The 25,241-nt window shown below is 59.8% G+C and carries 21 protein-coding genes; 10 read left to right on the forward strand and 11 right to left on the reverse strand.

What is annotated here, in order from left to right:
* Window positions 1–104 precede the first annotated feature (104 nt).
* The 6 genes from epd (at window position 105) to ACZZ0B_RS28685 (ending at window position 5,069) form a co-directional block, all read left to right on the forward strand.
* Window positions 105–1,157 carry an erythrose-4-phosphate dehydrogenase gene (gene epd, locus ACZZ0B_RS28660; RefSeq protein WP_093429868.1) on the forward strand — a complete coding sequence of 351 codons (1,053 nt, stop codon included), beginning with the start codon at window positions 105–107 and terminating at the stop codon, window positions 1,155–1,157.
* 12 nt (window positions 1,158–1,169) lie between these two features.
* Window positions 1,170–2,333: a phosphoglycerate kinase gene (locus ACZZ0B_RS28665; RefSeq protein WP_008081033.1), complete on the forward strand. Its 1,164-nt coding sequence runs from the start codon at window positions 1,170–1,172 to the stop codon at window positions 2,331–2,333.
* 34 nt (window positions 2,334–2,367) lie between these two features.
* Complete coding sequence (locus ACZZ0B_RS28670; protein ID WP_007913756.1) at window positions 2,368–2,589, forward strand: hypothetical protein; 222 nt, start codon at window positions 2,368–2,370, stop codon at window positions 2,587–2,589.
* 57 nt (window positions 2,590–2,646) lie between these two features.
* Window positions 2,647–2,979, forward strand: a complete 333-nt coding sequence (locus tag ACZZ0B_RS28675) for an MliC family protein (RefSeq protein ID WP_008081029.1) — start codon at window positions 2,647–2,649, stop codon at window positions 2,977–2,979.
* 245 nt (window positions 2,980–3,224) lie between these two features.
* On the forward strand, window positions 3,225–4,289 hold the full coding sequence (gene fba, locus ACZZ0B_RS28680; protein WP_007913760.1) for a class II fructose-bisphosphate aldolase: 1,065 nt from the start codon (window positions 3,225–3,227) through the stop codon (window positions 4,287–4,289).
* Between the two features lie 405 nt (window positions 4,290–4,694).
* Window positions 4,695–5,069 carry a DUF6124 family protein gene (locus tag ACZZ0B_RS28685; protein ID WP_440095899.1) on the forward strand — a complete coding sequence of 125 codons (375 nt, stop codon included), beginning with the start codon at window positions 4,695–4,697 and terminating at the stop codon, window positions 5,067–5,069.
* Window positions 5,070–5,258: 189 nt separating this feature from the next.
* Here the strand turns inward: ACZZ0B_RS28685 and ACZZ0B_RS28690 are convergent, their stop codons facing one another.
* Window positions 5,259–5,927: a polysaccharide lyase family 7 protein gene (locus ACZZ0B_RS28690; protein ID WP_008081023.1), complete on the reverse strand. Its 669-nt coding sequence runs from the start codon at window positions 5,925–5,927 to the stop codon at window positions 5,259–5,261.
* 320 nt (window positions 5,928–6,247) lie between these two features.
* Here ACZZ0B_RS28690 and ACZZ0B_RS28695 point away from each other — a divergent pair, with 320 nt between their 5' ends.
* From ACZZ0B_RS28695 to ACZZ0B_RS28705, 3 genes are all read left to right on the forward strand, one after another.
* Window positions 6,248–8,371 carry a putative bifunctional diguanylate cyclase/phosphodiesterase gene (locus ACZZ0B_RS28695; protein WP_158833470.1) on the forward strand — a complete coding sequence of 708 codons (2,124 nt, stop codon included), beginning with the start codon at window positions 6,248–6,250 and terminating at the stop codon, window positions 8,369–8,371.
* Window positions 8,372–8,416: 45 nt separating this feature from the next.
* Complete coding sequence (locus tag ACZZ0B_RS28700) at window positions 8,417–8,908, forward strand: YgjP-like metallopeptidase domain-containing protein (protein WP_463546796.1); 492 nt, start codon at window positions 8,417–8,419, stop codon at window positions 8,906–8,908.
* Between the two features lie 77 nt (window positions 8,909–8,985).
* On the forward strand, window positions 8,986–9,282 hold the full coding sequence (locus ACZZ0B_RS28705; protein ID WP_008081019.1) for a winged helix-turn-helix domain-containing protein: 297 nt from the start codon (window positions 8,986–8,988) through the stop codon (window positions 9,280–9,282).
* A 114-nt stretch (window positions 9,283–9,396) separates the two neighbouring features.
* On the opposite strand, the gene ACZZ0B_RS28710 is transcribed toward ACZZ0B_RS28705, so the two are convergent.
* The gene (locus tag ACZZ0B_RS28710) at window positions 9,397–9,849 is read right to left on the reverse strand and encodes a GNAT family N-acetyltransferase (RefSeq protein WP_008081018.1); all 453 of its coding nucleotides are present in this window, start codon (window positions 9,847–9,849) and stop codon (window positions 9,397–9,399) included.
* Window positions 9,850–10,104: 255 nt separating this feature from the next.
* Here ACZZ0B_RS28710 and ACZZ0B_RS28715 point away from each other — a divergent pair, with 255 nt between their 5' ends.
* The gene (locus tag ACZZ0B_RS28715; protein WP_463546797.1) at window positions 10,105–10,842 is read left to right on the forward strand and encodes a substrate-binding periplasmic protein; all 738 of its coding nucleotides are present in this window, start codon (window positions 10,105–10,107) and stop codon (window positions 10,840–10,842) included.
* 112 nt (window positions 10,843–10,954) lie between these two features.
* On the opposite strand, the gene yccS is transcribed toward ACZZ0B_RS28715, so the two are convergent.
* The 9 genes from yccS to betI form a co-directional block, all read right to left on the reverse strand.
* Window positions 10,955–13,147 carry a YccS family putative transporter gene (gene yccS, locus ACZZ0B_RS28720; protein WP_463546798.1) on the reverse strand — a complete coding sequence of 731 codons (2,193 nt, stop codon included), beginning with the start codon at window positions 13,145–13,147 and terminating at the stop codon, window positions 10,955–10,957.
* Window positions 13,148–13,366: 219 nt separating this feature from the next.
* A complete protein-coding gene (locus tag ACZZ0B_RS28725; protein WP_463546799.1) occupies window positions 13,367–14,545 on the reverse strand; it encodes a BaiN/RdsA family NAD(P)/FAD-dependent oxidoreductase in 1,179 nt (392 codons plus the stop codon).
* Between the two features lie 131 nt (window positions 14,546–14,676).
* Complete coding sequence (gene dbpA, locus ACZZ0B_RS28730) at window positions 14,677–16,062, reverse strand: ATP-dependent RNA helicase DbpA (protein ID WP_008085781.1); 1,386 nt, start codon at window positions 16,060–16,062, stop codon at window positions 14,677–14,679.
* A 297-nt stretch (window positions 16,063–16,359) separates the two neighbouring features.
* Window positions 16,360–17,787, reverse strand: a complete 1,428-nt coding sequence (mdtD, locus tag ACZZ0B_RS28735) for a multidrug transporter subunit MdtD (RefSeq protein WP_008085779.1) — start codon at window positions 17,785–17,787, stop codon at window positions 16,360–16,362.
* Between the two features lie 189 nt (window positions 17,788–17,976).
* Window positions 17,977–19,314: a TldD/PmbA family protein gene (locus tag ACZZ0B_RS28740; RefSeq protein ID WP_463546800.1), complete on the reverse strand. Its 1,338-nt coding sequence runs from the start codon at window positions 19,312–19,314 to the stop codon at window positions 17,977–17,979.
* On the reverse strand, window positions 19,314–20,756 hold the full coding sequence (locus tag ACZZ0B_RS28745; protein WP_008085776.1) for a TldD/PmbA family protein: 1,443 nt from the start codon (window positions 20,754–20,756) through the stop codon (window positions 19,314–19,316). Before ACZZ0B_RS28745 ends, ACZZ0B_RS28740 begins: the two co-directional genes overlap by 1 nt.
* Before the next feature lie 245 nt (window positions 20,757–21,001).
* A complete protein-coding gene (gene betA / locus ACZZ0B_RS28750; RefSeq protein ID WP_463546802.1) occupies window positions 21,002–22,705 on the reverse strand; it encodes a choline dehydrogenase in 1,704 nt (567 codons plus the stop codon).
* A gap of 178 nt (window positions 22,706–22,883) precedes the next feature.
* Complete coding sequence (gene betB, locus ACZZ0B_RS28755) at window positions 22,884–24,356, reverse strand: betaine-aldehyde dehydrogenase (RefSeq protein WP_440095889.1); 1,473 nt, start codon at window positions 24,354–24,356, stop codon at window positions 22,884–22,886.
* A gap of 88 nt (window positions 24,357–24,444) precedes the next feature.
* Window positions 24,445–25,038 (reverse strand): transcriptional regulator BetI, encoded by a 594-nt coding sequence (betI, locus tag ACZZ0B_RS28760; protein WP_008085771.1) that lies wholly within the window; start codon window positions 25,036–25,038, stop codon window positions 24,445–24,447.
* Window positions 25,039–25,241 lie beyond the last annotated feature (203 nt).

Genomic DNA, 25,241 nt, shown 5'->3' on the forward strand with positions numbered 1-25,241 from the left:
TGCGATCTTTTGATCTTGATCTTGAAAAAACAGGATCAAAAGATCGCAGCCTCCGGCAGCTCCTACATGGGGGTTGTGTTGTAGCGAATACTATCGAGAACCCCATGCCTCAACCGCGTCCTTACAAAGTTGCACTCAACGGCTACGGCCGGATTGGTCGTTGCGTCTTGCGTGCGTTGTTTGAGCGAGGCGAGAAAGCCGGGTTTGAAATTGTCGCGATCAACGATCTGGCGGACATGGCCAGCATCGAATACCTGACACGCTTCGACTCCACCCACGGCCGTTTTCCCGGCGAAGTGCGAGTAGAAGGCGATTGTCTGCATATTAATGGCGACTGCGTGAAGGTTCTGCGCAGTGCTACCCCTGAAGGCATCGATTGGGCGTCGCTGGGCGTCGATCTGGTGCTGGAATGTTCCGGTGCCTATAACACCCGTGAAGACGGCCAGCGCTTTCTCGACGCTGGTGCGCCGCGCGTGCTGTTCTCGCAGCCGATGGCCAGCGAGGCGGATGTCGACGCCACCATCGTCTACGGCGTCAATCAGGATTGCCTGACCGGCGACGAACTGCTGGTGTCCAACGCCTCCTGCACCACCAACTGCGGTGTGCCGCTGTTGCGTTTGCTCGACAAGGCCATTGGCCTTGATTACGTGTCGATCACCACCATTCACTCGGCAATGAACGATCAGCCAGTGATCGACGCCTATCACCACGAAGACCTGCGCCGCACGCGTTCGGCGTTCCAGTCGGTGATCCCGGTGTCCACCGGTCTGGCGCGAGGTATCGAGCGCCTGCTGCCGGAACTTGCCGGGCGAATTCAAGCCAAAGCCGTACGCGTGCCGACGGTCAACGTGTCCTGCCTCGACATCACGATGCAGACCGCCACCGCGACCGATGCCAATGAGGTCAACCGGATCCTGCGCGAGGCCGCCACCAGTGGCCCGCTCAAAGGCCTGCTGGCTTACACCGAGTTGCCGCACGCCAGTTGTGATTTCAACCATGACCCACATTCGGCCATCGTCGATGCCAGTCAGACCCGTGTTTCCGGCCCCAAGCTGGTGAACATCCTGGCCTGGTTCGACAACGAATGGGGCTTTGCCAACCGAATGCTGGACGTTGCAGAACACTATCTGCAAACAGCAACTTCAAAAAAACCGTAGGAAGTGCGACCCATGACCGTGTTGAAGATGTCCGACCTCGATCTGCAAGGTAAGCGCGTATTGATCCGCGAAGACCTCAACGTCCCAGTCAAGGACGGTGTTGTCACCAGCGATGCGCGTATCCTGGCTTCGCTGCCGACCATCAAGCTGGCCCTGGAAAAAGGCGCGGCCGTGATGGTCTGCTCGCACCTTGGCCGTCCGACCGAAGGCGAGTTCTCCGCCGAGAACAGCCTCAAGCCTGTCGCTGACTACCTGAGCAAAGCGCTGGGCCGTGAAGTGCCGCTGGTGGCTGATTACCTCGGTGGCGTTGACGTCAAGGCCGGCGACATCGTGCTGTTCGAAAACGTGCGCTTCAACAAAGGCGAGAAAAAGAACGCTGACGAACTGGCCCAGCAATACGCCGCCCTGTGCGACGTGTTCGTGATGGACGCGTTCGGCACCGCTCACCGCGCTGAGGGTTCGACCCACGGCGTGGCCAAGTTCGCCAAAGTTGCGGCCGCTGGTCCACTGCTGGCCGCTGAACTGGATGCACTGGGCAAAGCGCTGGGCGCACCGGCTCAGCCGATGGCGGCCATTGTTGCCGGCTCCAAGGTGTCGACCAAACTCGACGTGCTGAACAGCCTGAGCCAGATCTGCAATCAACTGATCGTCGGCGGCGGCATCGCCAACACCTTCCTCGCGGCGGCCGGTCACCCGGTTGGCAAATCCCTTTACGAGCCAGATCTGCTCGACACCGCGCGCGCCATCGCTGCAAAAGTCAGCGTACCGCTGCCGGTTGACGTTGTGGTTGCCAAAGAATTCGCTGAAACCGCAGAAGCCACCGTCAAGCTGATCGCTGACGTTGCTGCCGACGACATGATTCTGGACATCGGCCCGCAAACCGCAGCCAACTTCGCCGAACTGCTGAAATCGTCGAAAACCATTCTGTGGAACGGCCCAGTCGGCGTGTTTGAATTCGACCAGTTCGGCAACGGTACCAAAGTGCTGGCGCAAGCCATCGCTGAAAGCTCGGCGTTCTCCATTGCTGGCGGTGGCGACACTCTGGCCGCGATCGATAAGTATGGCGTGGCTGAGCAAATCTCCTACATTTCCACCGGTGGTGGCGCGTTCCTCGAATTCGTCGAGGGCAAAGTGCTGCCAGCCGTTGAAGTCCTGGAAAGCCGGGCCAAGGCCTGAGGCCGCCCGTTTGGCCAGGCAAAGGAGTGTTTACATGGTCAAGTCGTTAGCGCTGTTGTTGCTGACCGGTACGCTGGCGGCCTGCGGGAGTAACCCAAAGGCCGAAGCGACGCCGGCACCGAGCGAGTCGCAGAAGGGCTGTTATCAGGCCGACTGGCAGGCCGAAACCAACCCGGTGCTGAACAAGCGCTCGGGCCCGGACGGTCTGGACAAATACGAGACGCAAACCCCGGCCAAGGAACATGGTTGTCCTTGACGGGTCTGACTCTTTAACTCAGGGCTGGCGGCGTGCGCCGTCAGTCGAGGAACACGGATGAAAGGCTTGATCGCCATTGCGGCGTTGGCATTGTTGGGCGGTTGCGCGCAGTTGAACCTGTTCCAGTCGTCTGCCCCGGCGGATAACTGGACCACCTGGACCTGCGACAGCCAGGCCAAAGTGCTGTGGCGTTACGCCGATGCCGGCCAGAAGGAAGTCGACGTTCGACTGGGTGGCGGTGATCAGGTCTATCGCCTGAAAGAAGAGCCGGGCGCTTCGGGCACGCTGTACAGCGACGGCATGCTGGCGTTTCACGTCAAGGGTGAGGAAGGCCTGGTGTACTGGGTCGCCACCAATGACCTGATCGGCCGCGGCTGCAAAGCCGAGTAATTGCAACACCTGTAGGAGCAGAGCTTGCTCGCGAAAGCGCTGGTTCAGCTTGCATCAGCAGTGAATGTGCCAGCGCATTCGCGAGCAAGCTTTGCTCCTACAAGGGTTCTGCGCAGTTCTGAAGAATTGGCTTTATCGAATCACCAGGCCGGGCCTCAACCCCCGATCTGCAATCACTTGAATAGCCGCCGCCGCTCCGGCAGGCTGGCACGATTAACGACCCTCAACCGGGAGAGACACACACAATGGCACTTATCAGCATGCGCCAGATGTTGGACCACGCAGCCGAATTCGGCTACGGCGTTCCAGCTTTCAACGTCAACAACCTTGAGCAGATGCGCGCCATCATGGAAGCCGCTGACAAGACTGACTCCCCGGTGATCGTTCAGGCTTCGGCCGGCGCTCGCAAATACGCCGGCGCGCCATTCCTGCGTCACCTGATCCTGGCTGCGATCGAAGAATTCCCGCACATCCCGGTGTGCATGCACCAGGACCACGGCACCAGCCCTGACGTCTGCCAGCGCTCGATTCAACTGGGCTTCAGCTCGGTAATGATGGACGGCTCGCTGGGCGAAGACGGCAAGACCCCGACCGACTACGACTACAACGTCCGCGTTACCCAACAAACCGTGGCCATGGCTCACGCCTGCGGCGTTTCGGTAGAAGGCGAGCTGGGCTGCCTGGGTTCGCTGGAAACCGGCATGGCCGGTGAAGAAGACGGCATCGGCGCCGAAGGCGTTCTGGATCACAGCCAAATGCTGACCGACCCGGAAGAAGCCGCTGACTTCGTAAAACGCACCCAGGTCGACGCCCTGGCCATCGCCATCGGCACCAGCCACGGCGCCTACAAGTTCACCAAGCCACCTACCGGTGACGTGTTGGCAATCGACCGCATCAAGGAAATCCACAAGCGCATCCCGAACACCCACCTGGTGATGCACGGTTCGTCCTCGGTGCCACAAGAGTGGCTGGCGATCATCAACCAGTACGGCGGCGACATCAAAGAAACCTACGGCGTACCGGTTGAAGAAATCGTCGAAGGCATCAAGTACGGCGTACGTAAGGTCAACATCGACACCGACCTGCGTCTGGCATCCACCGGTGCGATGCGTCGCCTGATGGCCACCAACCCGAGCGAATTCGACCCACGTAAATTCTTCGGCGCGACCGTGACTGCGATGCGTGATGTGTGTATCGCTCGTTATGAAGCGTTTGGTACTGCGGGTAATGCTTCGAAGATCAAGCCGATCTCGCTGGAAGCGATGTATCAGCGTTATCTGAAGGGTGAGTTGAACGCTAAGGTTAACTAAGCCTGAGTGTTGGACCGCTGATTCAAGAAACCCGCTGAGAGGCGGGTTTTTTGTGGGCGGGTTGTAGGCAAAGTGCTTGTCCTACAGATATTGGCGTTCGGAGTGATTATTCCGACAGCTCGCGTCGGTTGTCCGTCGGAAGTGGGATAGATAGGCTCTGGGGATCGCTGAATTCAGCGATCGGACGTCGCAGTCCGTTCAGCTCACTTGGTGCATAATCGCCACCCCAAACCACAACGCCTCGGTGTTTGTGTTTGGTCGATGGTGGCTGTGCGCGGAATACCCTCGGGTATGCCGGATTTCCAAGTGATCCGGTCTGCGACCCCGCGTACAGCTGCCTCCCTCCCTCCCTCCGTCGCGTCGCAGCGATCAGTGGCAGCTCAATGCATCACTTGGAGTTTCACGATGATCAAACCAACACCCAATCCGCCTGAAGGCGATTGCACATCCCCGTACGAATCCCTCGATTCAAGAAAGCTCCACGACGCTGCCGAGCGTGCGCTAGATCATTACCTCAAACCGAACGTCACCGCCCTGAGATTCCACAAGCCCAGCACCATGTTTCAGGTTGCTCCTGACATGGATAACGAAAGCCTGTTGGCCCACGCCTGCGAATCACTGGCTTCGGCGAGCATCATGACCAGCGATATTGCGGCGTATGTCGATATCCCGCAGCGGCATACGATTCTGGCGATTCAGCAGATCATCATGCTGGCTGAGCTGGCGGTAAATCGGGTGCTGGATAATGTGGAAGTGACGCGGTCTGTAACACCCAGCTGACCCCCTGTAGGAGTGAGCCTGCTCGCGATTGCGGTGGATCAGCAGCACTGATGCTGGATGTTGGTCCGTCATCGCGAGCAGGCTCACTCCTACAGTTGGATCGGATGTGAACCGTAGGAAATCGGGTGGCTTTGAGGCCGTCATCGTTGGCAAGCCAACTCCCACAGGGTTTGGGGGGCCTCGGCGAAGTTATTTATCGTGATCGATGTCGAGTTTGGAGAAGGTCACCTGGCCGCCTTCGCTGGTATAGCCAGTGTTGTCCTGCACATAAACCCCTGCCTTGAAATACAGCGGTTTGTTGCGCCACGTCGCGCTGATCTGTGAATCCCACTGATAACCCGCCGCGCTGATGCCGAGTGCGCCGCCGGGGCTCAAGTGAATGAGATAGTTGAATTCGCGATCCAGTTTGATCCCGGTCGCCAAGGTGATAACGCGGCTTTCATCCTCGTCCGGGTGCATGCGGACTTTGATCACCAGGTTGCCGGTCTCGGTTTTGGTCTTGTATTGGTATTCGAGTTTGACCATCGGCTTCTGGCTTTCATAAGCGTGAATCTGGCCAATGACGATCTTGCCGGAACTCGGCACTTTGTTGACCGTAACCGTCGCGCGCAGCAGATTATCGGCATCCGGGTAATACCAGTTGCGCAGCGTGCCATTGCTGTAGGTCTCGCGCAGTTCAGTGCGCGGATAAATGGCGTTTTCGGTTTTTGACCCGGTAACCGGTGACCAGAAGAACAAGGTGCCGGTGTCGGAATGGAAGTACTGATCCTTGAAGCCTTTTACCAGCTTCGAGGTTTCAACGGTGTATGGCGGGCTGCCGACGGGAACGCTGAGGTTCCAGGTTGCGAGATCGATCATGTCGGTTGTTCCACTCAGTTCATCCTGAACGCGGGTGCCAGAAGCTCTAGTCCGCGCCTTTTGGGGCGGTCTTTATAAGCGTAGTGATGTTTTTTGTTAACGCCCGTTTGGCAGATGATTGACGTCAACATCCTGTCGAAATGCCATCTTTGCCGGATTCCGGGGGCTGTAGCGGTGACCGTTAGTCGGTAAATGGCACGTTTGGTTAAATGATGGCCTGATGACAGCTATTGCTTTTACAGATCCCGGACTAGAGTGAACGCTCAGTATGTGTACGGTTTTTACCGGAACCGGCCTGTAGTCCCGACAAGAGAAGCAGCATGGAATGCGCGCAACCCCAGCCAGGTGAAGGCAGCTCTGTCCTTTTAATCGTTGATGATTACCCTGAAAACCTGATCAGCATGCGCGCGTTGCTGCAACGTCAGGACTGGCAGGTCATCACCGCTGCCTCCGGTTTCGAGGCGCTCAGTCTGTTGCTCGAACACGACGTCGATCTGGTGCTGCTGGATGTGCAGATGCCGGGCATGGACGGCTTCGAGGTCGCGCGGCTGATGCGCGGCAGCCAGCGCACAAGGCTTACACCGATTATTTTTCTCACCGCCAACGAGCAATCCCAGGATGCCGTGATCAAGGGCTATGCCAGTGGCGCGGTGGATTACCTGTTCAAACCGTTCGACCCGCAGATTCTCAAGCCCAAAGTGCAGGCATTGCTGGAGCACCAGCGTAACCGCCGTGCTTTGCAGCGTTTGAGCCATGATCTGGAAGTGGCGCGAGCCTTCAATGCCTCGGTGCTGGATAACGCCGCCGAGGGGATTCTGGTGGTGGGTGAGGACGGTTTGATCCGCTTCGCCAATCCGGCGATCTCGCGGCTGCTCAATGCGCCCGTGAAGGAGCTGGAGGGTCAGGAGTTTCTCGATTACCTGCAGAAACCGCATATTCCGCTATGGGCCGATTCCGATTTCTACGCCTGCTACAAACGCGGGGAAACGTTAAGACTGCACGACGCGTTATTGCGCACTGCGCCCGGCCAGCAGGTGCCGGTGGCCTTGTCCTGCGCGGCACTGCCCAGCGAACAACATGCGATGGTGGTGACGGTGCTCGACATGTCGGTGGTGCGCCACTTGCACCAACAACTCGAGTTTCAGGCCGTGACCGATCCACTGACGGGCCTGCTCAATCGCCGAGGCTTTTACCAGACGGTGGAAAACCTGCTGTTGCGCGGCGAACGCAGCGACAGCAGTTGGGTGCTGTTGTACCTGGATCTCGACGGCTTCAAACGGGTCAACGACTCGTTGGGGCATGATGCCGGCGACCGCGTATTGCGCTGGGTCTCCGAGCAATTGAAGGCGTGCCTGCGCCCGTTCGACATTCTTGCGCGCATGGGCGGCGATGAATTCACCGCGTTACTGGATCTGGAGTTTCCTGAGCAAGCGGCGAAAATTGCCGAGAAACTCATCGAACGCGTGTCGATCTGTCAGCAAATCGAAGGACTCGACATCGCTCTCGGCGCCAGCATCGGCATCGCAACGTTCCCGGACTGCGGTTCCAACCTCGACGGATTGCTGCGTGCCTCCGACATCGCCATGTATGAAGCCAAGCGCGCCGGGCGTCAGCAGTATCGCTTCTATGATCACGAAATGAACGGTCGCGCGCGCTCGCGCTTGATGCTTGAAGAGAGCGTGCGCACCGCCATCGAGAACCGCGATTTCAACCTGGTCTATCAGCCGCAGGTGGCCATTGATACCGGGCAGATTCGCGGTTTTGAAGCCTTGTTGCGCTGGCAGCACCCCAGCGTCGGCGATGTCCCGCCGGGGCTGTTCCTGCCGTTGCTGGAAGAAGCGCGGTTGATCAGTCGGCTCGGTAGTTGGATTTATCATCGTGGCGCCGGCCAGCGCAAAGCCTGGGAAACCCTGTTCGCTGAGGATCTGGTGCTTGGCGTGAGCTTGAGCAACACCCAATTCAGCTTGCCGAATCTGGTCACCGAGTTGCGTCAGGTGATGGAGCGACACGCCCTGCAACCTCGGCAACTGGAGGTGGAAGTCACCGAAGAAGCGCTGATGCAAAACCCTGACGAAACCCGCAAGCAACTGCGCTTGCTGCGTAATCTCGGGGTTCGGGTCGCGCTCGATGACTTCGGTTCCGGGCCTTGCTCGCTGGCGCACCTTCGTGATCTGGAACTGGACACGCTCAAACTTGATCGCCATCTCATCGCCCGATTGCCGGACTCTGCTCGCGACGCCTCACTGGTCAGTACGGTGATCAATCTGTGCAAACAATACGGTTTGCTGGTGATTGCCGAAGGGGTCGAAACCGTCGAGCAATACCAATGGCTGCAAGCCCACGGTTGCGAGTACGTGCAAGGTTTCCTCGTCGCGCGGCCGTTGATCGCCGAAGACGCCGCCAGCTTCGCCGAGCCTTTCGACTGGAGCGCGCTGCCCGGTTGAATTCGCTACACTGGCGCACCTTTTTTCGAACCGTGTCGCCCGTCCATGACTGTGTTGAAGTACCTCCAGGCCTATCCCGCGCAATTACAGGATCAGGTGCGCCAACTGATCACCGAAGGGCGCCTGGGCGATTACCTCAGCCAGCGTTATCCGGGGCGGCACGATGTGCAGAGCGACAAGGCGTTGTACAGCTACGCACTGGACCTGAAACAGGAATACCTGCGCAACGCCCCGGCCATCGACAAGGTGCTGTTCGACAACCGTCTCGACCTGACCCACCGCGCGTTGGGCCTGCACACCACGGTGTCGCGGGTGCAGGGCGGCAAGCTCAAGGCCAAGAAAGAAATTCGTATCGCCTCGTTGTTCAAGGAGGCCGCGCCGGACTTTCTGAAAATGATCGTCGTGCATGAACTGGCGCATTTCAAAGAGTCGGATCACAACAAGGCGTTTTATAAATTGTGCGAGCACATGCTGCCGGGGTATCACCAGATCGAGTTCGATCTGCGCGTGTACCTGACCTGGCGCGACATGCAATAAAGATCAAAAAATCACAGCCCCTGTAGGCGCTGCCGAAGGCTGCGATCTTTTGACTTTCTAATCAACGGGGTCCATGCATGGACGTAAGCAAGACCAAAAGCAGTTTCTACCGCCGTTTGTATGTGGCCTACCTGATCGACAGCGGCCTGGCCCCCAGCGTCCCAACGCTGACCGACGTCACCGGCATGCCCCGGCGCACCGCGCAGGACACCATCGCGGCGTTGGCTGATCTGGATATTGTTTGTGAGTTCGAGCAGGAAGAGGGCGCACGCAACCATGCCGGGCGCTATCGGATTCGTGAGTGGGGGGCGATTGATCGCGGGTGGATCGAGCGCAATCTGCGGCAGATCAAGGCTGTGCTTGAATACCCTTGAGATTCTCTGCGCCTGAACTGACGCTATCGCGAGCAGGCTCACTCCTACAGTCAACCGAGTTCCTCCCGACGGAATGCGATCAATTGTAGGAGTGAGCCTGCTCGCGAGAGGCCCTTAAGAACGACGCATGCCGATATGCGGAATGTCATCCTCCAGATATTCCTCACCCGCCACAACAAACCCGTACTTGCCGTAATACCCCTGCAAATGCGCCTGCGCCGACAGATAGATCGGCACTTGCGGCCAATGCTTCTCGGCCTGTTTCAGCGCCTGTTCCATCATCTCGTGCCCCAACCCTTTGCCTCGACCTTGCGGCGCGGTAATCACGCGGCCGATCACCACGTCGCCGCCCTGAGACTCCGGGTCGAGCAGACGCAGATAAGCCATCAACTGGTCGTCATCCCACCCCATCAAATGATAGGTATCACCTTCCAGATCCTGGCCGTCGAGGTCCGGATAGGCGCATTTCTGTTCGACCACGAACACGTCCGACCGCAGCTTCAATAGCGCGTACAACTGTTCCTTGCCCAGATCACTGTGATGTTTGCAGACCCACTCGATTGTCATGTGCCGATTCCTTGAACGTGTCGCTCGATACTAAGCGCCCGCGCCAAAGATGTCTGTATGGCGTAAGAGTCTGTGACAAAGGTCAAAATGCCATCATTCCTTTCTCGCACGGATGACTTCTTTGTGTAATCTGCTGGTGAGCGCAGTGCCTTGGCTCCATTGAGCTAATGTTAGTGCCTGGGTTTCGCCGGTAAGGGGCCTTGGGGTTTTGACTGAAAACACGCTGGGCAGCCCGCCCGCTAAGGATTTTCAAGCATGCCGCGATTGCATCGAGCCTTTGCTTTGATCGGATTGCTGTTGCTGAGTCAAAGCGCTGCAGCGGAGAAGCTGCGGCTGGTGTTTGATATCTGGCCGCCCTTTACCGACGACACGCTGGTCAATGGTGGCCTGGCCACCGACATTGTCAGCACCGCGCTGGCCCGGGCCGGTTATGCCAGCGGTTATGAGCAGGTGCCTTGGGCGCGGGCGCTGCTGGGGGTTGGTGAGGGCCGTTACGATGTGCTGGTCAACGCCTGGTACAACGACGAGCGGACCAGGCTCGGGGAGTTTTCCGGGGAATACCTGCTCAACCGCATCCGGTTTCTCAAGCGCAAAGACACGCCACTCGACTATGCCAATCTGCAACAACTGCACACCTATCCGATTGCGGTGGTGCGCGGTTATGCCTATTCAGCGCCGTTCGATGCCGACACCGCACTGCAGAAAGTGCCTGTGCATAACTTTGCCATGGCCGTGCGCATGCTCGCGGCGGATCGGGTCAAGTTGACGCTGGAGGATGAGTACGTGGCCAAGTATTACCTGGCGCGGGAATCCGCCAAGGTGCGCAACGCAGTGGAGTTTTTGCCCAAGCCGTTGAGTGAGAACAGCCTGCATATTTTGGTCAGCCTGAAGAATCCGCAGCATGAGCAGATTGTCGCGGGGTTTGATAAGGCGATTGCGGCGATGAAGGCGGATGGCAGTTATGACCGGCTGCTTCGCCAGCATGGGATGTGAGGGTTGATCCAGAATTGTCGGTGCGGCAGATGGCCCTATCGCGAGCAGGCTCACTCCTACAATTTGGAATGCGTTCCCCTGTAGGAGTGAGCCTGCTCGCGATGACGCCCTGTCAACCGCCGCTGATTTCTGAGGTGTCCTTGATCAGGTGCGCCGCCAAAGTGCGCAACGGCCCCAACTGCCGGCAGATCAACGCCAACTGCGTCTGCACCAACCGTTGCCCCTCATCAATCTCATCGGCCATCTGTTCCAGCTCATTGGCCAGCGCTTCTTCCTCGTCGCTCTGAATCGCCACCGGCTGCTTGCTCGCCAGCCCTTGGGCGATTTCATCGATACTCGCCGCCAGCTTCACCCCGGCGCCATCAATCAGATGTTCGCGCACCTCCGCCGGCAATTGAGTCTCGCGATGCGCACCCAGCCCTGACAGATAACTCAGCAACGTGTGCGACAGCACCAGGAAACGGAAACCGACATCCGCTTCCTTACGGAAATGCCCCGGCTCCATGAGCATGTTCGCCAGCGTCGTCGACAGCGCCGCATCGGCGTTGTGCGCATTGCGTCGGGCCAGACGGTAGGCGAGGTCGTCGCTCTTGCCGGCGGCGTATTGCTGCATGATCTGCCGTAAATAGATGCTGTTGCAGGTCAGGGTGTTGGCCAGCACTTTGTTCAGGCGTCGACCCTGCCAGTCCGGCAGGAACAGGAACACCGTGAGCCCGGCAATCAAACTGCCGAGCAGGGTATCGAACAGTCGTGGCAGGAACATCCCGTAACCGTCGCCCACCTGGTTGAAGCAGAACAGCACCATGATGGTGATCGCTGCAGTCGCCAGGGTGTAGCGGGTGGTGCGGTTGGTAAAGAACACCACGCCGGCGGCGATGGCGAAACACGACTGCACCAACGGGCTCGGGAACAGATCGAACAGCGCCCAGGCCACGGTCAGGCCGATGGCCGTGCCGAAAATCCGCTGACCGAGTTTGCGTCGGGTGGCGCCGTAGTTCGGCTGGCAGACGAACAGCGTGGTGAGGATGATCCAGTAGCCTTGCGACGGGTGAATCAGATGCACCATGCCATAGCCGATGATCAACGCCAGCGGCAGGCGCAGGGCGTGACGGAACAACAGCGACGTCGGCGTCAGTTGCGTGCGCAGGCGAATCCAGACGTCCTTGAAGTTGCGCGGCGAGCGGTCGAGCAGGCTGCTGTCGGTCGCATCGGCCAGGGCGTCGGGGTTGCTCGCGTCGCTGAGCAAACGGTCGAGGGTGCCGAGGTTGGCCGCCAGTGCGCGCAGCGAGCGCAGCAATCCGCGCCAGGCCGGGTTGCTCTGGATGCGCAGGTGTTCGAGGGAAGCGTCGAGGTCGCTCAGCGCTTCGGCAAAGCTCGCGTCGTAGGTGAACGGCTGGCGCATCTGGATCGATTCGGCCAGCGCGCGGCAGGCTTTGCCTTGTTGGCGCAGCAGGCGCTGACAGCGGAACAGCACGTCACTGTGGAAAAACGCATCAGCGAGGGCGTTGTACGGATAGTGCGAAGAGCTGGCGCGTTCGTGAATGTCTTGCGCGAGGAAGTACAGTTTCAGGTAGCGGCTGACTTTCGAACCGGGGCGACCATTGCCGACGCGGTGCAGAATGATTTCCTTGGCGCTGTTGAGTGCAGCGACCACGCGGCCGTTTTGTTGCGCCAGCTCCAGTCGCCGGGCTTCGACGTCCAACTGGCGGATCGGCTCGAACAACGAGGCTTTCAGCTTCAGGTAAAAACCCAATTCGCGAAACAACCGCGCCAGACTTTGCTGCACCGGCTGGTTGGAAAACAGCGCCTGCCACACCACCGAGAGCAAGCCGTACCACGCGGCACCCGCGACCAGCAGCATCGGTTCGTGCCAGAAATCGGTGACCGCGCCACCGCGTTGATCGACGCCGATCATCGTGTACACGGACAGAATCAGCGTCGCCGAAGCAATCGCCCCATAACGCTCGCCGAGCGCACCGAGCATGGTCAGGCCGAAACTCGCCAGCGCCAGGGCAATGGCAAACACGATGGGGTAGGGGAAGAGCAATTCCACCGACAGCGCGGCGATGCTGAAGCACACCAGCGTCACGGCGAGGGCATTGAGGCGGCCCTGCCAACTGTCGTCGGTTTCGGCCAGGGCGCTGGCGATAATCCCCAGGAACAACGGGATCAGCAGGCCCATTTCATCCTGATACCAACACAGCGCCATGCTGCCGGTCAGGGCGATGAACACCCGCACGCTGTAGCTGAATTTATCCAGCGCCCACAGGCGCCGCAAAGACTGACGAAACGAGGTCGAGGACATGAAGTGCGAAGGCCTTCCGAGGCGATGCCGCTAAATTGAGCCAGTAATGACGCCGACGCAATGGCGCCGATCACATCTGACAGCAAAAAGTGTTCCTTGATCGCCCCGCGACCCCTTGTAGGAGCTGCCGAAGGCTGCGATCTTTTGATCTTGATCTTAAAAAACAGGATCAAAAGATCGCAGCCTGCGGCAGCTCCTACAGGGGGAGTGTTGTTTCGGTCAGGCGTATTGCGCGGCGGCGTAGCCGGAGGCCCAGGCCCACTGGAAGTTGAAGCCGCCCAGGTGGCCGGTGACGTCGAGCACTTCGCCAATGAAATACAGGCCCGGGCTTTTCAGCGATTCCATGGTCTTGGACGACACTTCGCGGGTATCAACGCCACCGAGTGTTACCTCTGCAGTGCGATAGCCTTCCGTGCCCGCCGGCACGACTTTCCAGCTGCCGAGCTTCTCGGCGATTTCCGCCAACTCAGCGTGGGTGTACTGCTTCATCGGCTTGGACACGAACCAGTTATCCGCCAGCAGGTTGGCCATCTTCTTGGTGAAGATTTCACCCAGCAAAGTTTTCAGCTCGCTGTTGGGCCGCTCGGCCACTTGCTGTTGCAGCCAGCTCGCCGCGTCGTGATCCGGCAGCAGGTTGATCTCGACCGTGTCGCCGGATTCCCAGAACGAGGAGATCTGCAAAATCGCCGGGCCGCTGAGACCGCGGTGAGTAAACAGGATGTTCTCGCGAAAGCTCTGATCGTTGCAGCTGACCAGGCAATCCACCGACGTCCCGGACAGCTCGGTACACAGTTCCTTGAGCTGATCGGTGATGGTGAACGGCACCAGCCCGGCACGGGTCGGCAGCAGTTCATGGCCGAACTGCTTGGCCACCTGATAACCAAAACCGGTGGCGCCCAGCGTCGGGATCGACAGGCCGCCGGTGGCGATCACCAGCGACTGGCAATGGACCTGACCTAGGGTGGTGTCGAGCAGGTAACCGCTTTCGACTTTCTCGATGGTCTGGATCGACGTGTCCAGATGCAACTCGACGCCGGCCTGATCGCACTCGGTGAGGAGCATTTCGAGGATGTCGCTGGATTTGTTATCGCAGAACAACTGGCCGAGTTTTTTCTCGTGGTAGGGCACGGAGTGCTTGGCGACCATGCCGATGAAATCCCACTGGGTGTAACGCGCCAGTGCGGATTTACAGAAATGCGAGTTCTGCGAGAGGAAATTGCTTGGCTCGGTGTACATGTTGGTGAAATTGCAGCGGCCACCGCCCGACATCAGGATTTTCTTGCCGGCCTTGTTCGCATGGTCGAGCAGCAACACCTGACGCCCACGCCCAGCGGCGGTCAGTGCACACATCAACCCAGCGGCGCCAGCGCCAATGATCACGACTTCGGTAGAGCGCAAAACGGTGTCCTCACACAATGATCGTTCCCACGCTCTGCGTGGGAATGCTGCCATGGACGCTCTGCGTCCGTTGTTATGTGACGCGGAGCGTCACGGGATGCATTCCCACGCAGAGCGTGGGAACGATCAGGTCAGAGGATGCGGACGCGCAGCGAGCGGCCCTTGATCTTGCCGTCGTTCAGGCGCTGCAAGGCTTGCATGGCCACGGTGCGGTCAACAGCGACGTAAGCCTGGAAGTCAAAGATCGCGATCTTGCCAACCTGAGCACCCGGAATACCGGCATCACCCGTCAGTGCGCCAAGAATGTCGCCCGGACGAACCTTGTCTTTACGGCCAGCACCGATGCACAGCGTGGTCATCGGCGGCTGCAGCGGCGCGAGGCCCTGGGACTTGAGGTTATCGACCTGATCCCAGTTCAGCGGCGATTTTTGCAGTTGCTCGATGGCTTGCGCGCGGTGCGCTTCACCCGGAGCAACCAGACTGATCGCGATGCCTTTCTCGCCAGCGCGACCAGTACGGCCGACGCGGTGAATGTGGATTTCCGAATCGCGCGCCAGCTCGACGTTGATCACCATGTCCAGCGCATCGATGTCCAGACCACGGGCGGCGACGTCGGTGGCGACCAGTACCGAAGTACTGCGGTTGGCGAACATCGCCAGCACCTGATCGCGGTCACGCTGTTCGAGATCGCCGTGCAGGCCGACGGCGGAAATGCCTTTGGCGGTCAGGTGATCAACGGTTTCCTGCACTTGCTGCTTGGTGAAGCAGAACGCCACGCACGAAGCAGGGCGGAAGTGGTGCAGGACTTTGGTCACCACGCTCATGCGATCTTCCGGGGAAATCTCGTAGAAGCGCTGCTCGATCTGCGTGTCGTCGTGGAACGCTTCGGCTTTCACCGTTTGCGGATCACGCATGAACTTCGATGCCAGTTGCTTGATGCCCACCGGGTAAGTCGCGGAGAACAGCAGAGTCTGACGACGCTCCGGGGTCTTGACGATGATGTCTTCGATCGCATCGTAGAAACCCATGTCGAGCATGCGATCGGCTTCGTCGAGGATCAGCGTGTTCAGGCCATCGAGGACCAGCGAACCCTTGCGCAGGTGCTGCTGAATGCGCCCCGGGGTGCCGACGATGATATGCGCGCCGTGCTCCAGCGAAGCGATCTGCGGGCCAAACGACACGCCGCCGCACAGGGTCAGGACTTTGATGTTGTCTTCGGCACGGGCCAGACGACGGATTTCCTTGGCGACCTGGTCGGCCAGCTCACGCGTCGGGCAGATCACCAGCGCCTGGCAACCGAAATAACGCGGGTTGATCGGGTTGAGCAGACCGATGCCGAACGCGGCGGTCTTGCCGCTGCCGGTCTTGGCCTGGGCGATGAGGTCCATCCCCTTGAGGATCACCGGCAAGCTCTGCGCCTGGATCGGCGTCATCTGGGCATAACCGAGGGATTCGAGGTTAGCCAGCATGGCGGCGGACAGCGGCAGAGTATTAAAAGCGGTGGCGATGGTGGTCACGGGACTGGCCTGCAAAACAAAATGTCGCGCAGTGTAGCAGCCCCGTGCCACTTTCCTCGAAAGTTCTGGACGAACAGCGACTAAAACCACTGAGCCCCTGTTGTGCAGGAACTCATCTGTGGCGAGGGGATTTATCCCCGATGGGGTGCGCAGCGCCCCCAAATCTGTCACCTCAGTTTGTCAGGCTGACCGCATACAGTCTTTTTGGGGCTGCTACGCAACCCATCGGGGATAAATCCCCTCACCACAAAAGCCCCTCACCACAATTCCCTTCTCACAGAAGCCCTTCAGCATGAATCAGTGTTCGATATGTTCTTCAGGACGCTTGGCGCGGCGGCCGTCTTCTTTCGACAGTTGCGAGAAGATCGTCGCCGCGAGCATCGCCATGATCCCGACAGTGACGAAGGTCAGCTGGAAGGCGCCGAGCACAGTCTCCACACCATCATTACCGACCTCCGCCGTAAACCCGCCAAGCAAAGCACCCGCGCACGCCACGCCCAGACTCAACGACAACTGCGCCACCACCGACAGCAAGCTGTTGCCGCTACTGGCGCTCGCGTCATCCAGATCGATCAACGTCACCGTGTTCATCGCCGTAAATTGCAGCGAGTTGATCGCGCCAAGCACCGCCAGCAAACACAGTAGCAACCAGTACGGAGTCTGTTCGCTGACCAGCCCCATGCTCGCCAGCATGATCCCCAGCGCAAGCGTGTTGCCGGTGAGGACGATGCGATAACCAAGTCGCTCAATCAACGGTCGCGCCACCCACTTGGCGATCATCGCCGCAGCCGCCAGTGGCAGCATGCTCATCCCCGCTTGCGACGGTGAATAACCCAGCGCCACTTGCAGCAGCAACGGCACCAGAAACGGCAACGCGCCGCTGCCCAAACGCGCGAACAGGTTGCCAAGAATGCCGACGGCAAAGGTGCGGGTCTTGAACAGCGACGGCGCAAACAGCGGGTTTTCGATGTGCCCGGCGCGCAACCAGTATGCCGCCAGACAGGCCATGCCGCCGAACAGCAGCAACATCACCCGCAGGTGCGGCAAGTGCAGTTCGCCGAGGCCTTCCATGGCGATGGTGATGAGGATCATCGCCGCGCCGAACAGCAGGAAACCCAAACTATCGAAGCGAGTACGCTCGGTGCCGCGCAGGTCGGGGATGAACTTCCACACCGCATAGCAACCGATGACGCCGACCGGCAGGTTGATCAGGAAGATCCAGTGCCACGTCAGGTATTCGACCATCCAGCCGCCCATGGTCGGGCCGATCAACGGGCCGAGCAGACCGGGAATGGTGATGAAGCCCATGATCCGCACCAGTTCGGATCGCGGATAAGCACGCAACACCACCAAGCGCCCGACCGGCAACATCAGCGCACCGCCCAGGCCCTGAATCACTCGGGCGCCGATCAGCATGCTCAGGCTGCTCGACAGCGCGCAAAGCAAAGAGCCGAAACTGAACAGCAGGATCGCGCCGAAGAAGATTTTCTTGGTGCCGAAGCGGTCGGCGATCCAGCCAGAGGCCGGGATCAGCAATGCCACGGTGAGCATGTAGGCAATGATCACACCCTGCATGCGCAACGGATCCTCGGCGAGATCGCGGGCCATGGCGGGCAGGGCGGTGTTGAGAATGGTGCCGTCGAGGGACTGCATGAAAAACGCAATGGCCACGACCCACGGCAACCAGCGGGCGGTGATGGCGTCGAGAGGCGGGCGGTTGGGCATGGAACCTCTGATGGGTGGTTAATCCAGATTCTTGTTCAAACATGAAACCCTGTGGCGAGGGGATTTATCCCCGCTGGAGTGCGCAGCAGTCCCATCTTTTGGGGGCGCTGCGCGACCCAGCGGGGATAAATCCCCTCGCCACAGTTTCTATTCCAACAGTTGATCCCCTGTGTGCCAGGGATCTTTGTTTTACAGGGTCAAGGTCAAACGGCTGACCAACGCGCCCGGCAGCAATGCCGACGAGGTATTGCGCTGGCTGTACGTACTCGCTGACAAAAGCAACTCGCGCTCTGCCGTCAGCGCCTCCAGTTGCGAACCCAGCAGACTGTAAGCGCTGTCGTCAAAACGCATGGTGCTCACCGGCGCCTGAATTTCGCCGTTCTCGACCCAGAAGGTCGCAAAACGAGTCATACCGGTCATGCGCGCCGCCGGTTGATCCGAGAAGTTCAGGTACCACAGGTTGCTGATGTACAACCCGGTGCCCAACTGCTTGAGGATCTCTGCCTGAGACAGATCACCGGCAGCCATGTTCAGCGCACTCGGCGATTCACCGCCGCTGGCACCGTTGGCCGTCAAGCCGTATTCGGCGGCACTGCGCGAGCCGACCAGTTGATCGCCAGCCTTGCCCTCAACGATCAAACGCAGATCGCTGCGCGGATAACCCTCACCGGAAAACGCCGGGCTCAGTGAATCGCTGACCTTCTCGTCCAGCGACACCAGCGGACTGAACGCTTGATCGCCGACATACAACTTCTGCAACGGACTGCTTTTGCTCGCGATCGACTGCGCCGAAAATCCGCCCCAGCTCAACATGCCCATGATTTCTTCCAACGCCGCTGGCGCCAGATACGCGCGGTACTGCCCCGGCGCCAGGGTGCGCAGCGGCCGACCGAGAAATTCCAGTTGCTCGCGCGCCTGACCGAAGCGCTTGGCGAACCCTTCGCTGCTCCAGTCATGCCCGGCGTAGCTGGCTTTCACCGCTTCGCCGTTCTCGTGAAACAGGCTGAAATCGAAGTTGAAGCTGTTCGCCTGATGCCAGCCAAACGCCCCCGAAGAACTGGCGAAACCACGGCTGATCGGGCCGGCGGCATAGAATCCCACCAAGTCGAGACCTTCAGCCGCCGCGCAGATTTCATCGACCACCTGTTCCGTGTCCGGCAACGGATGTTCCTGCACGTTCTGGCTCTGCCAGCCGTTGTGGTTGAGCAGCAAATACGGATCCTGCGGCAGCAGCGGCAGGGTTTCGCGCAGTTGTTGCAGACCTTCGGCGAGGCGCTGCAGATCGCCTTCCTGATCACCGGACAGGGTGACTTGCAGGTCGGCGTGACGCCCGTCGTTGATCAGCTTCAGAACGATGTTGGCCTGCTGCACTTGCCCGGCCTGGCGCACCTTGGCGTGGTTGAAACGCACGAACGCCGAAGACTCGGCGGCATAGCTGAGGGTGAACTGTTCCGGCTCGCGCACGCTGTCGCGCAGCCAATTGACCATGACCTTGAAGGCGTCGGACTGACTCTTCGAAATGCTCATCAGGCGTCTCCCCCAAACACATCAACGTTGCTGAATACACAGGCCGGCGAAGCGTGGCCGACGCGGATCACCTGGTTCGGTTCGCCCTTGCCGCAGTTAGGCGTGCCGAGCACCTTGACGGTGTTGGCGTCGCCGACGGCGCGCAGGCTTTTCCAGAAGTGCGCGGAAATCGCCCGGTAGTTCGGGTTTTTTACCACGCCTTTGAGTTCACCGTTCTCGATCAACTGGCCCCATTCACAGCCGAACTGGAATTTGTTGCGCGCATCGTCGATCGACCACGAACGGTTGGTGCTCATCAAAATGCCGTGCTCGATGCCTTCGATCAGCTTGTTCAACGGCTGATCGCCCGGTTCGATATTGAGGTTGGCCATGCGGTCGATCGGCGCGCGGTTCCAGCCGCAGGCACGGCTGTTGGCGACGCCGTCCATGCCGGCACGGAACTGCGACAGCGCACCGCCCAGCGGCCGCAGCAACAGACCTTCGCGGATCAAAAATTGTTTGCTCGCCTGGCTGCCGTCGTCGTCATGGCCGTAGCTGGCGAGCTCTTCGGGAATGCCCGGATCGAAGGTCACGTTGAGCAGTTTCGAGCCGTATTGCAGGCTGCCGAAGTCGCTGGCTTTGACGAAACTGGTGCCAGCGTAATTGCGCTCGTCGCCGAGGATGCGGTCGAGTTCCAGCGGGTGGCCGATGGATTCGTGGATCTGCAGCATCATCTGATCGGGCATTAACAGCAGGTCGCGCGGGCCTTGCGGCGTGTTCGGCGCGAGCAGCAGTTGCAGCGCCTGATCGGCGACTTGCGGGCCGGCGCCGATCAGGCCGCAGCGGCTGATCACGTCCGCGCCGCCCTGTTGGCCGAAGTTTTCGCGGCCGAGGCTGCGGGTCTGGCTGTCGTTGCCGTCGTAGGCGGTGACGTCGAGGCCTGGATAGACGAAGCGCTGGGCCTGGCGCAATTCAGCCCCGGCGCTGCTCAGGTAGATCTGTTCGACGTGGGTGATGCCGATGCTCACTTCCCAATTCACCAGGCGCTCATCCTTTGGCACCGAGGCGGATTCCGCACCGAGCAGCTCGAAGCATTCGCTCAGGGACGGAAAGGGTTGTTCGAGATTGGGTGAAAAGTAATCAGCGCGGTCGCTGGACACCGGCTGATCACGCAGGTCGAGCAAGGCGTGCGGCTTGAGCCGGCGGGCTTGCAGTTCGGCGCGTTCAAGCGCGGCTTGCAGGCCTTGTTGCGACAAGTCATTGGTGGCCGCGTAGGCCTCAACGCCATTGACGCGAACGGTGAGCATCGCACCTTCGTCACGGCTCAGGCTTGGTGGTTCGGCGACGTTCTTGCGTACCGACAGGTACTGTCCGGACTCGCGTACATACCGCAGGGAAAAAAACTCAGCGCCCGTGCGCAAGGCAGCGAAGCGCTGCTTGAGCTGGGGGTGGAAATCGAACATTCGGGAACCTCCTTGTCAGGGGGAAGCGGTAGAGCTACGGCGAGGAAGGGGGTGAAACGGTTGCGCGAGGTCTAGAGTAGGCCTGCGTGGGGGTAGGATCAAGTGAAGAGGGGGTGTAGGGGGATTTACTGTGAATCAGGAAGAGGGATGCTGATTTGTAGGGCCTCATCGCGAGCAGGCTCACTCCTACAGATCCTTGTAGGAGTGAGCCTGCTCGCGATCAGCCTTGATGCGGTGTAACTGAATTACTGAGCAACTGGGGTGATATCACGCATCGGCTTGCCTTTGACCGGTGCATCGCCCGCTACGTAGTACGGCGCGGTGCTGCGCGGCAGCGGCTGGCGGCCACGGATCTTGTCGGCGATTTTCTCGGCGATCATGATCGTCGGCGCGTTCAGGTTGCCGGTGGTGATGATCGGCATGATCGAGGCATCGACCACACGCAGGCTCTGCATGCCGTGCACGCGACCTTCGCCATCCACTACAGCCATCTCGTCGGTGCCCATCTTGCACGAGCAGGACGGGTGGAACGCGGTTTCGGCGTGCTCGCGGATGAACTTGTCCAGCTGCTCATCGGTTTGCACTTCGATGCCCGGGCTGATTTCGCGGCCACGGAAAGCGTCCAGCGCAGGTTGCTGCATGATTTCACGGGTCAGGCGGATGCCGTCGCGGAATTCCTGCCAGTCTTGCTCGGTGGCCATGTAGTTGAACAGGATGCTCGGGTGCTGGCGCGGGTCTTTCGACTTGGCCTGGATGCGACCACGGCTCGGCGAACGCATGGAACCCATGTGCGCCTGGAAACCGTGCTCTTTCACACCGTTGCTGCCGTTGTAGTTAATCGCCACCGGCAAGAAGTGGTACTGAATGTTCGGCCATTCGAATTCCGGACGCGAACGGATGAAACCGCCGGCTTCGAACTGGTTGCTGGCGCCGATGCCGGTGCCGTTGAACAGCCACTCTGCACCGATGGCCGGCTGGTTGTACCAGAGCAGCGACGGGTACAGCGAAACCGGTTGGGTGCAAGCGTATTGCAGGTACAGCTCAAGGTGATCCTGCAGGTTTTCACCAACGCCTGGCAGGTCGTGAACCACCGGGATGTCGAGCGACTTCAACAGTTCGGCCGGGCCGACTCCGGAGCGCTGCAGAATCTGCGGCGAAGCGATGGCGCCGGAGCACAGCAGCACTTCTTTACGCGCTTTGGCTTCAACGCGCTCTTCCGCCGAACCGACCAGATAACGCACGCCGACCGCGCGCTTGCCTTCAAACAGAATCTTGTCGGTCAGGGCGTGGGTGACGATGGTCAGGGTCGAACGCTTTTTCGCGGTGTCGAGGTAGCCACGGGCGGTGGAAGCACGACGGCCGTTCGGCGTCACGGTGCGGTCCATCGGGCCGAAGCCTTCCTGCTGGTAACCGTTCAAGTCTTCGGTGCGCGGGTAACCGGCTTGTACGCCAGCTTCAACCATGGCGTGGAACAGCGGGTTGTTGCCAGCCTTCGGCGTGGTCACGCTGACCGGGCCTTCGCCACCGTGGTAATCGTTCGGGCCGATGTCGCGGGTTTCGGCTTTACGGAAGTACGGCAGGCAGTCCAGGTAAGACCAGTTTTCCAGGCCCGGCAGTTTCGCCCAGCCGTCGTAGTCCATCGCGTTGCCACGGATGTAGCACATGCCGTTGATCAGCGAAGAACCGCCGAGGCCTTTGCCGCGACCGCATTCCATCCGGCGACCGTCCATGTGTGGCTCGGCGTCGGTTTCGTACGCCCAGTTGTAGCGACGACCTTGCAGCGGGAACGCCAGAGCAGCCGGCATTTGCGTGCGGAAGTCGAGGCGATAGTCAGGGCCGCCTGCTTCGAGCAGCAGAACGGTGACGCCGGCGTCTTCAGTCAGACGGGTCGCCAGGGTGTTACCGGCCGAGCCGGCACCGATGATGATGTAATCGAATTCTTGGGACATTGGATGCACCCTCTTTAGATATGGTCAGGTCTGACCTCGGCGAGTGCTGCGCACTCGAATCGCTGGCAAGCCAGCTCCCACAAAGATTGGGGGCTGCCACAGATTTGATGGACGACCCCAAACCTGTGGGAGCTGGCTTGCCAGCGAAGAGGCCTTCGCGGGCAATGCAAATCTCGGGTTAGAACACCGAAACGTAATCGCCCAGCTCGACCTGTACCGATTTGATGCGGGTGAAGTTGTTCAGCGAGCTGATGCCGTTTTCACGGCCAACACCCGACTGCTTGTAGCCGCCGACCGGCATTTTTGCGTCGGACTCGCCCCAGGCGTTGATCCAGCAGATACCGGCTTCCAGTTGATGAATCACGCGGTGCGCGCGGTTCAGGTCTTTGGTGACGATGCCGGCGGCCAGGCCGAAGTCGGTGTCGTTGGCGCGGCGGATCACTTCTTCTTCGGTTTCGTAGGAGAGGATCGCCATCACCGGACCAAAGATTTCTTCACGAACGATGGTCATGTCGTCGGTGCAATCGGTGAACACGGTTGGCGCGACGAATGCGCCTTTGGCGAATTCGCCGTCGGTCAGACGCTCGCCGCCGCACAGGACGCGGGCGCCTTGCTCTTTACCCTTGGCGATGTAGCCCAGCACGCTTTCCATGTGCGCGAAGCTGACCAGCGGGCCGAAGTTGGTGTTCTCGTCTTCCGGGTTGCCGATGCGGATGCGTGCAACGCGTTCAACGATCTTGGCTTCGAAAGCGGCTTTCAGGTGCGCCGGAACGAACACGCGAGTGCCGTTGGTGCAGACCTGACCGGAGCTGTAGAAGTTGGCCATCATCGCGGTGTCGGCAGCGCGGTCGAGATCGGCGTCGTCGCAGATGATCAGCGGGGACTTGCCGCCCAGTTCCATGGTCACGTCTTTCAGCGACGATGCCGAAGCGCTGGCCATCACCTTCTTGCCGGTGTCGGTGCCGCCGGTGAAGGAGATTTTTTCGATGCGCGGGTGCTCGGTCAGCCAGGTGCCGACTTCACGGCCGCTGCCGGTCAGGACGTTGAACACACCGTTTGGAACGCCGGCTTCGGTGTAGATCTCGGCCAGTTTCAGGGTGGTCAGCGAGGTGACTTCGCTTGGCTTGAAGATCATCGCGTTACCGGCCGCCAGGGCTGGCGCGGATTTCCACAGAGCGATCTGGATCGGGTAGTTCCACGCGCCGATACCGGCGACAACGCCCAGCGGCTCGCGACGGGTGTAGACGAAAGAAGTGTCGCGCAGTGGAATCTGCTCGCCTTCGATCGCCGGCACCAGGCCTGCGTAGTATTCCAGCACGTCAGCGCCGGTAACGATGTCGACGTACTTGGTTTCGGAGAAGGATTTACCGGTGTCCAGGGTTTCCAGCGCGGCCAGTTCATCGTTGCGCTCGCGCAGGATGTCGACGGCACGACGCAGGATGCGCGAACGCTCCATGGCGGTCATCGCGGCCCAGATTTTCTGGCCCTTTTCAGCGCTGACCACAGCGCGCTCGACGTCTTCCTTGGTCGCACGTTGCACCAGTGCGAGGACTTCACCGTTAGCCGGGTTGATGGCTTCGAAGGTGGCATCGCTGCCGGCGTCCGAGTACGCGCCATCGATGTAAAGTTTTTGCAGTTCGAAACGGGCCATAGTGTCCTCGCAAGTGCATTGGTGGTTGGCGTTGACCACCGCGGTGAGGCTGCGGTGGCGTTCAGGGGCCGAGCGTTTTCTGTGTGCTCTAGCTCACCTTCTTGGCCAATTGGAAATCCATGTATTCGTAAGCGATCTGTTGCGCCTGCGCCGTGTCGAAAGCGTCTCCCGACAAAGCGCCGCGCAACCACAAGCCGTCAATCAACGCTGCCAGGCCACGCGCTGCGCTGCGCGCATCTTCGAGCGGCAACACGCGGCGGAACTGGCAGCACAGGTTGGAATACAGACGGTGATCGTTGATCCGCTGCAACCTGTGCAAAGACGGCTGGTGCATGCTGGTGGCCCAAAAGGCCAGCCAGGTTTTCATTGCCGGGCCATTGACCTGGCTGGCGTCGAAGTTGCCTTCGATGATCACCTGCAGATGCGCCCGTGGGCTGTCATCTGCCAGCGCCTGACGGCGCGCGGTGACGCTCTCGCTGAGGGCGGTCATCAGATACCGCATCGTGGCGGCAATCAGGCCGTTCTTGTCCTGAAAGTAATGACTGATGATGCCATTCGAGACACCGGCCAAACGGGCGATCAGCGCAATGCTGGCGTCCCCCATTCCGACCTGATCGACCGCCTGCAAAGTGGCTTCGATCAGTTGTTGGCGGCGGATGGGTTGCATACCGACCTTGGGCATCTTGCACATCTCCTTAGGCCTTCCGAGCGGCGAATGACGCCTATCGGATTGACGGCCAGTCTATTTTGTTTTGATTGAACGTTCAATCAACAAAGAATAAGATCTGCGACAAATCGTCGCTGCCTACAGATTTTTCCTACGTGTAAGTGGCGATAAAACCGACATCCGAAAATGCTCGAAACCTGTATGGGGCATGGCGCGGT

Source organism: Pseudomonas sp. AC247, assembly GCF_979258015.1.

Coding starts and splice junctions, on each gene's coding strand:
- ACZZ0B_RS28700 (WP_463546796.1), top strand. CDS start 8,417: ATGACTGTGTTGAAGTACCTCCAGGCCTATCCCGCGCAATTACAGGAT.
- ACZZ0B_RS28745 (WP_008085776.1), bottom strand. CDS start 20,756: ATGTTCGATTTCCACCCCCAGCTCAAGCAGCGCTTCGCTGCCTTGCGC.
- ACZZ0B_RS28710 (WP_008081018.1), bottom strand. CDS start 9,849: ATGACAATCGAGTGGGTCTGCAAACATCACAGTGATCTGGGCAAGGAA.
- mdtD (WP_008085779.1), bottom strand. CDS start 17,787: ATGCCCAACCGCCCGCCTCTCGACGCCATCACCGCCCGCTGGTTGCCG.
- ACZZ0B_RS28670 (WP_007913756.1), top strand. CDS start 2,368: ATGGTCAAGTCGTTAGCGCTGTTGTTGCTGACCGGTACGCTGGCGGCC.
- ACZZ0B_RS28740 (WP_463546800.1), bottom strand. CDS start 19,314: ATGAGCATTTCGAAGAGTCAGTCCGACGCCTTCAAGGTCATGGTCAAT.
- ACZZ0B_RS28665 (WP_008081033.1), top strand. CDS start 1,170: ATGACCGTGTTGAAGATGTCCGACCTCGATCTGCAAGGTAAGCGCGTA.
- fba (WP_007913760.1), top strand. CDS start 3,225: ATGGCACTTATCAGCATGCGCCAGATGTTGGACCACGCAGCCGAATTC.
- betA (WP_463546802.1), bottom strand. CDS start 22,705: ATGTCCCAAGAATTCGATTACATCATCATCGGTGCCGGCTCGGCCGGT.
- epd (WP_093429868.1), top strand. CDS start 105: ATGCCTCAACCGCGTCCTTACAAAGTTGCACTCAACGGCTACGGCCGG.
- ACZZ0B_RS28715 (WP_463546797.1), top strand. CDS start 10,105: ATGCCGCGATTGCATCGAGCCTTTGCTTTGATCGGATTGCTGTTGCTG.
- ACZZ0B_RS28690 (WP_008081023.1), bottom strand. CDS start 5,927: ATGATCGATCTCGCAACCTGGAACCTCAGCGTTCCCGTCGGCAGCCCG.
- betB (WP_440095889.1), bottom strand. CDS start 24,356: ATGGCCCGTTTCGAACTGCAAAAACTTTACATCGATGGCGCGTACTCG.
- yccS (WP_463546798.1), bottom strand. CDS start 13,147: ATGTCCTCGACCTCGTTTCGTCAGTCTTTGCGGCGCCTGTGGGCGCTG.
- betI (WP_008085771.1), bottom strand. CDS start 25,038: ATGCCCAAGGTCGGTATGCAACCCATCCGCCGCCAACAACTGATCGAA.
- ACZZ0B_RS28705 (WP_008081019.1), top strand. CDS start 8,986: ATGGACGTAAGCAAGACCAAAAGCAGTTTCTACCGCCGTTTGTATGTG.
- ACZZ0B_RS28675 (WP_008081029.1), top strand. CDS start 2,647: ATGAAAGGCTTGATCGCCATTGCGGCGTTGGCATTGTTGGGCGGTTGC.
- ACZZ0B_RS28685 (WP_440095899.1), top strand. CDS start 4,695: ATGATCAAACCAACACCCAATCCGCCTGAAGGCGATTGCACATCCCCG.
- ACZZ0B_RS28695 (WP_158833470.1), top strand. CDS start 6,248: ATGGAATGCGCGCAACCCCAGCCAGGTGAAGGCAGCTCTGTCCTTTTA.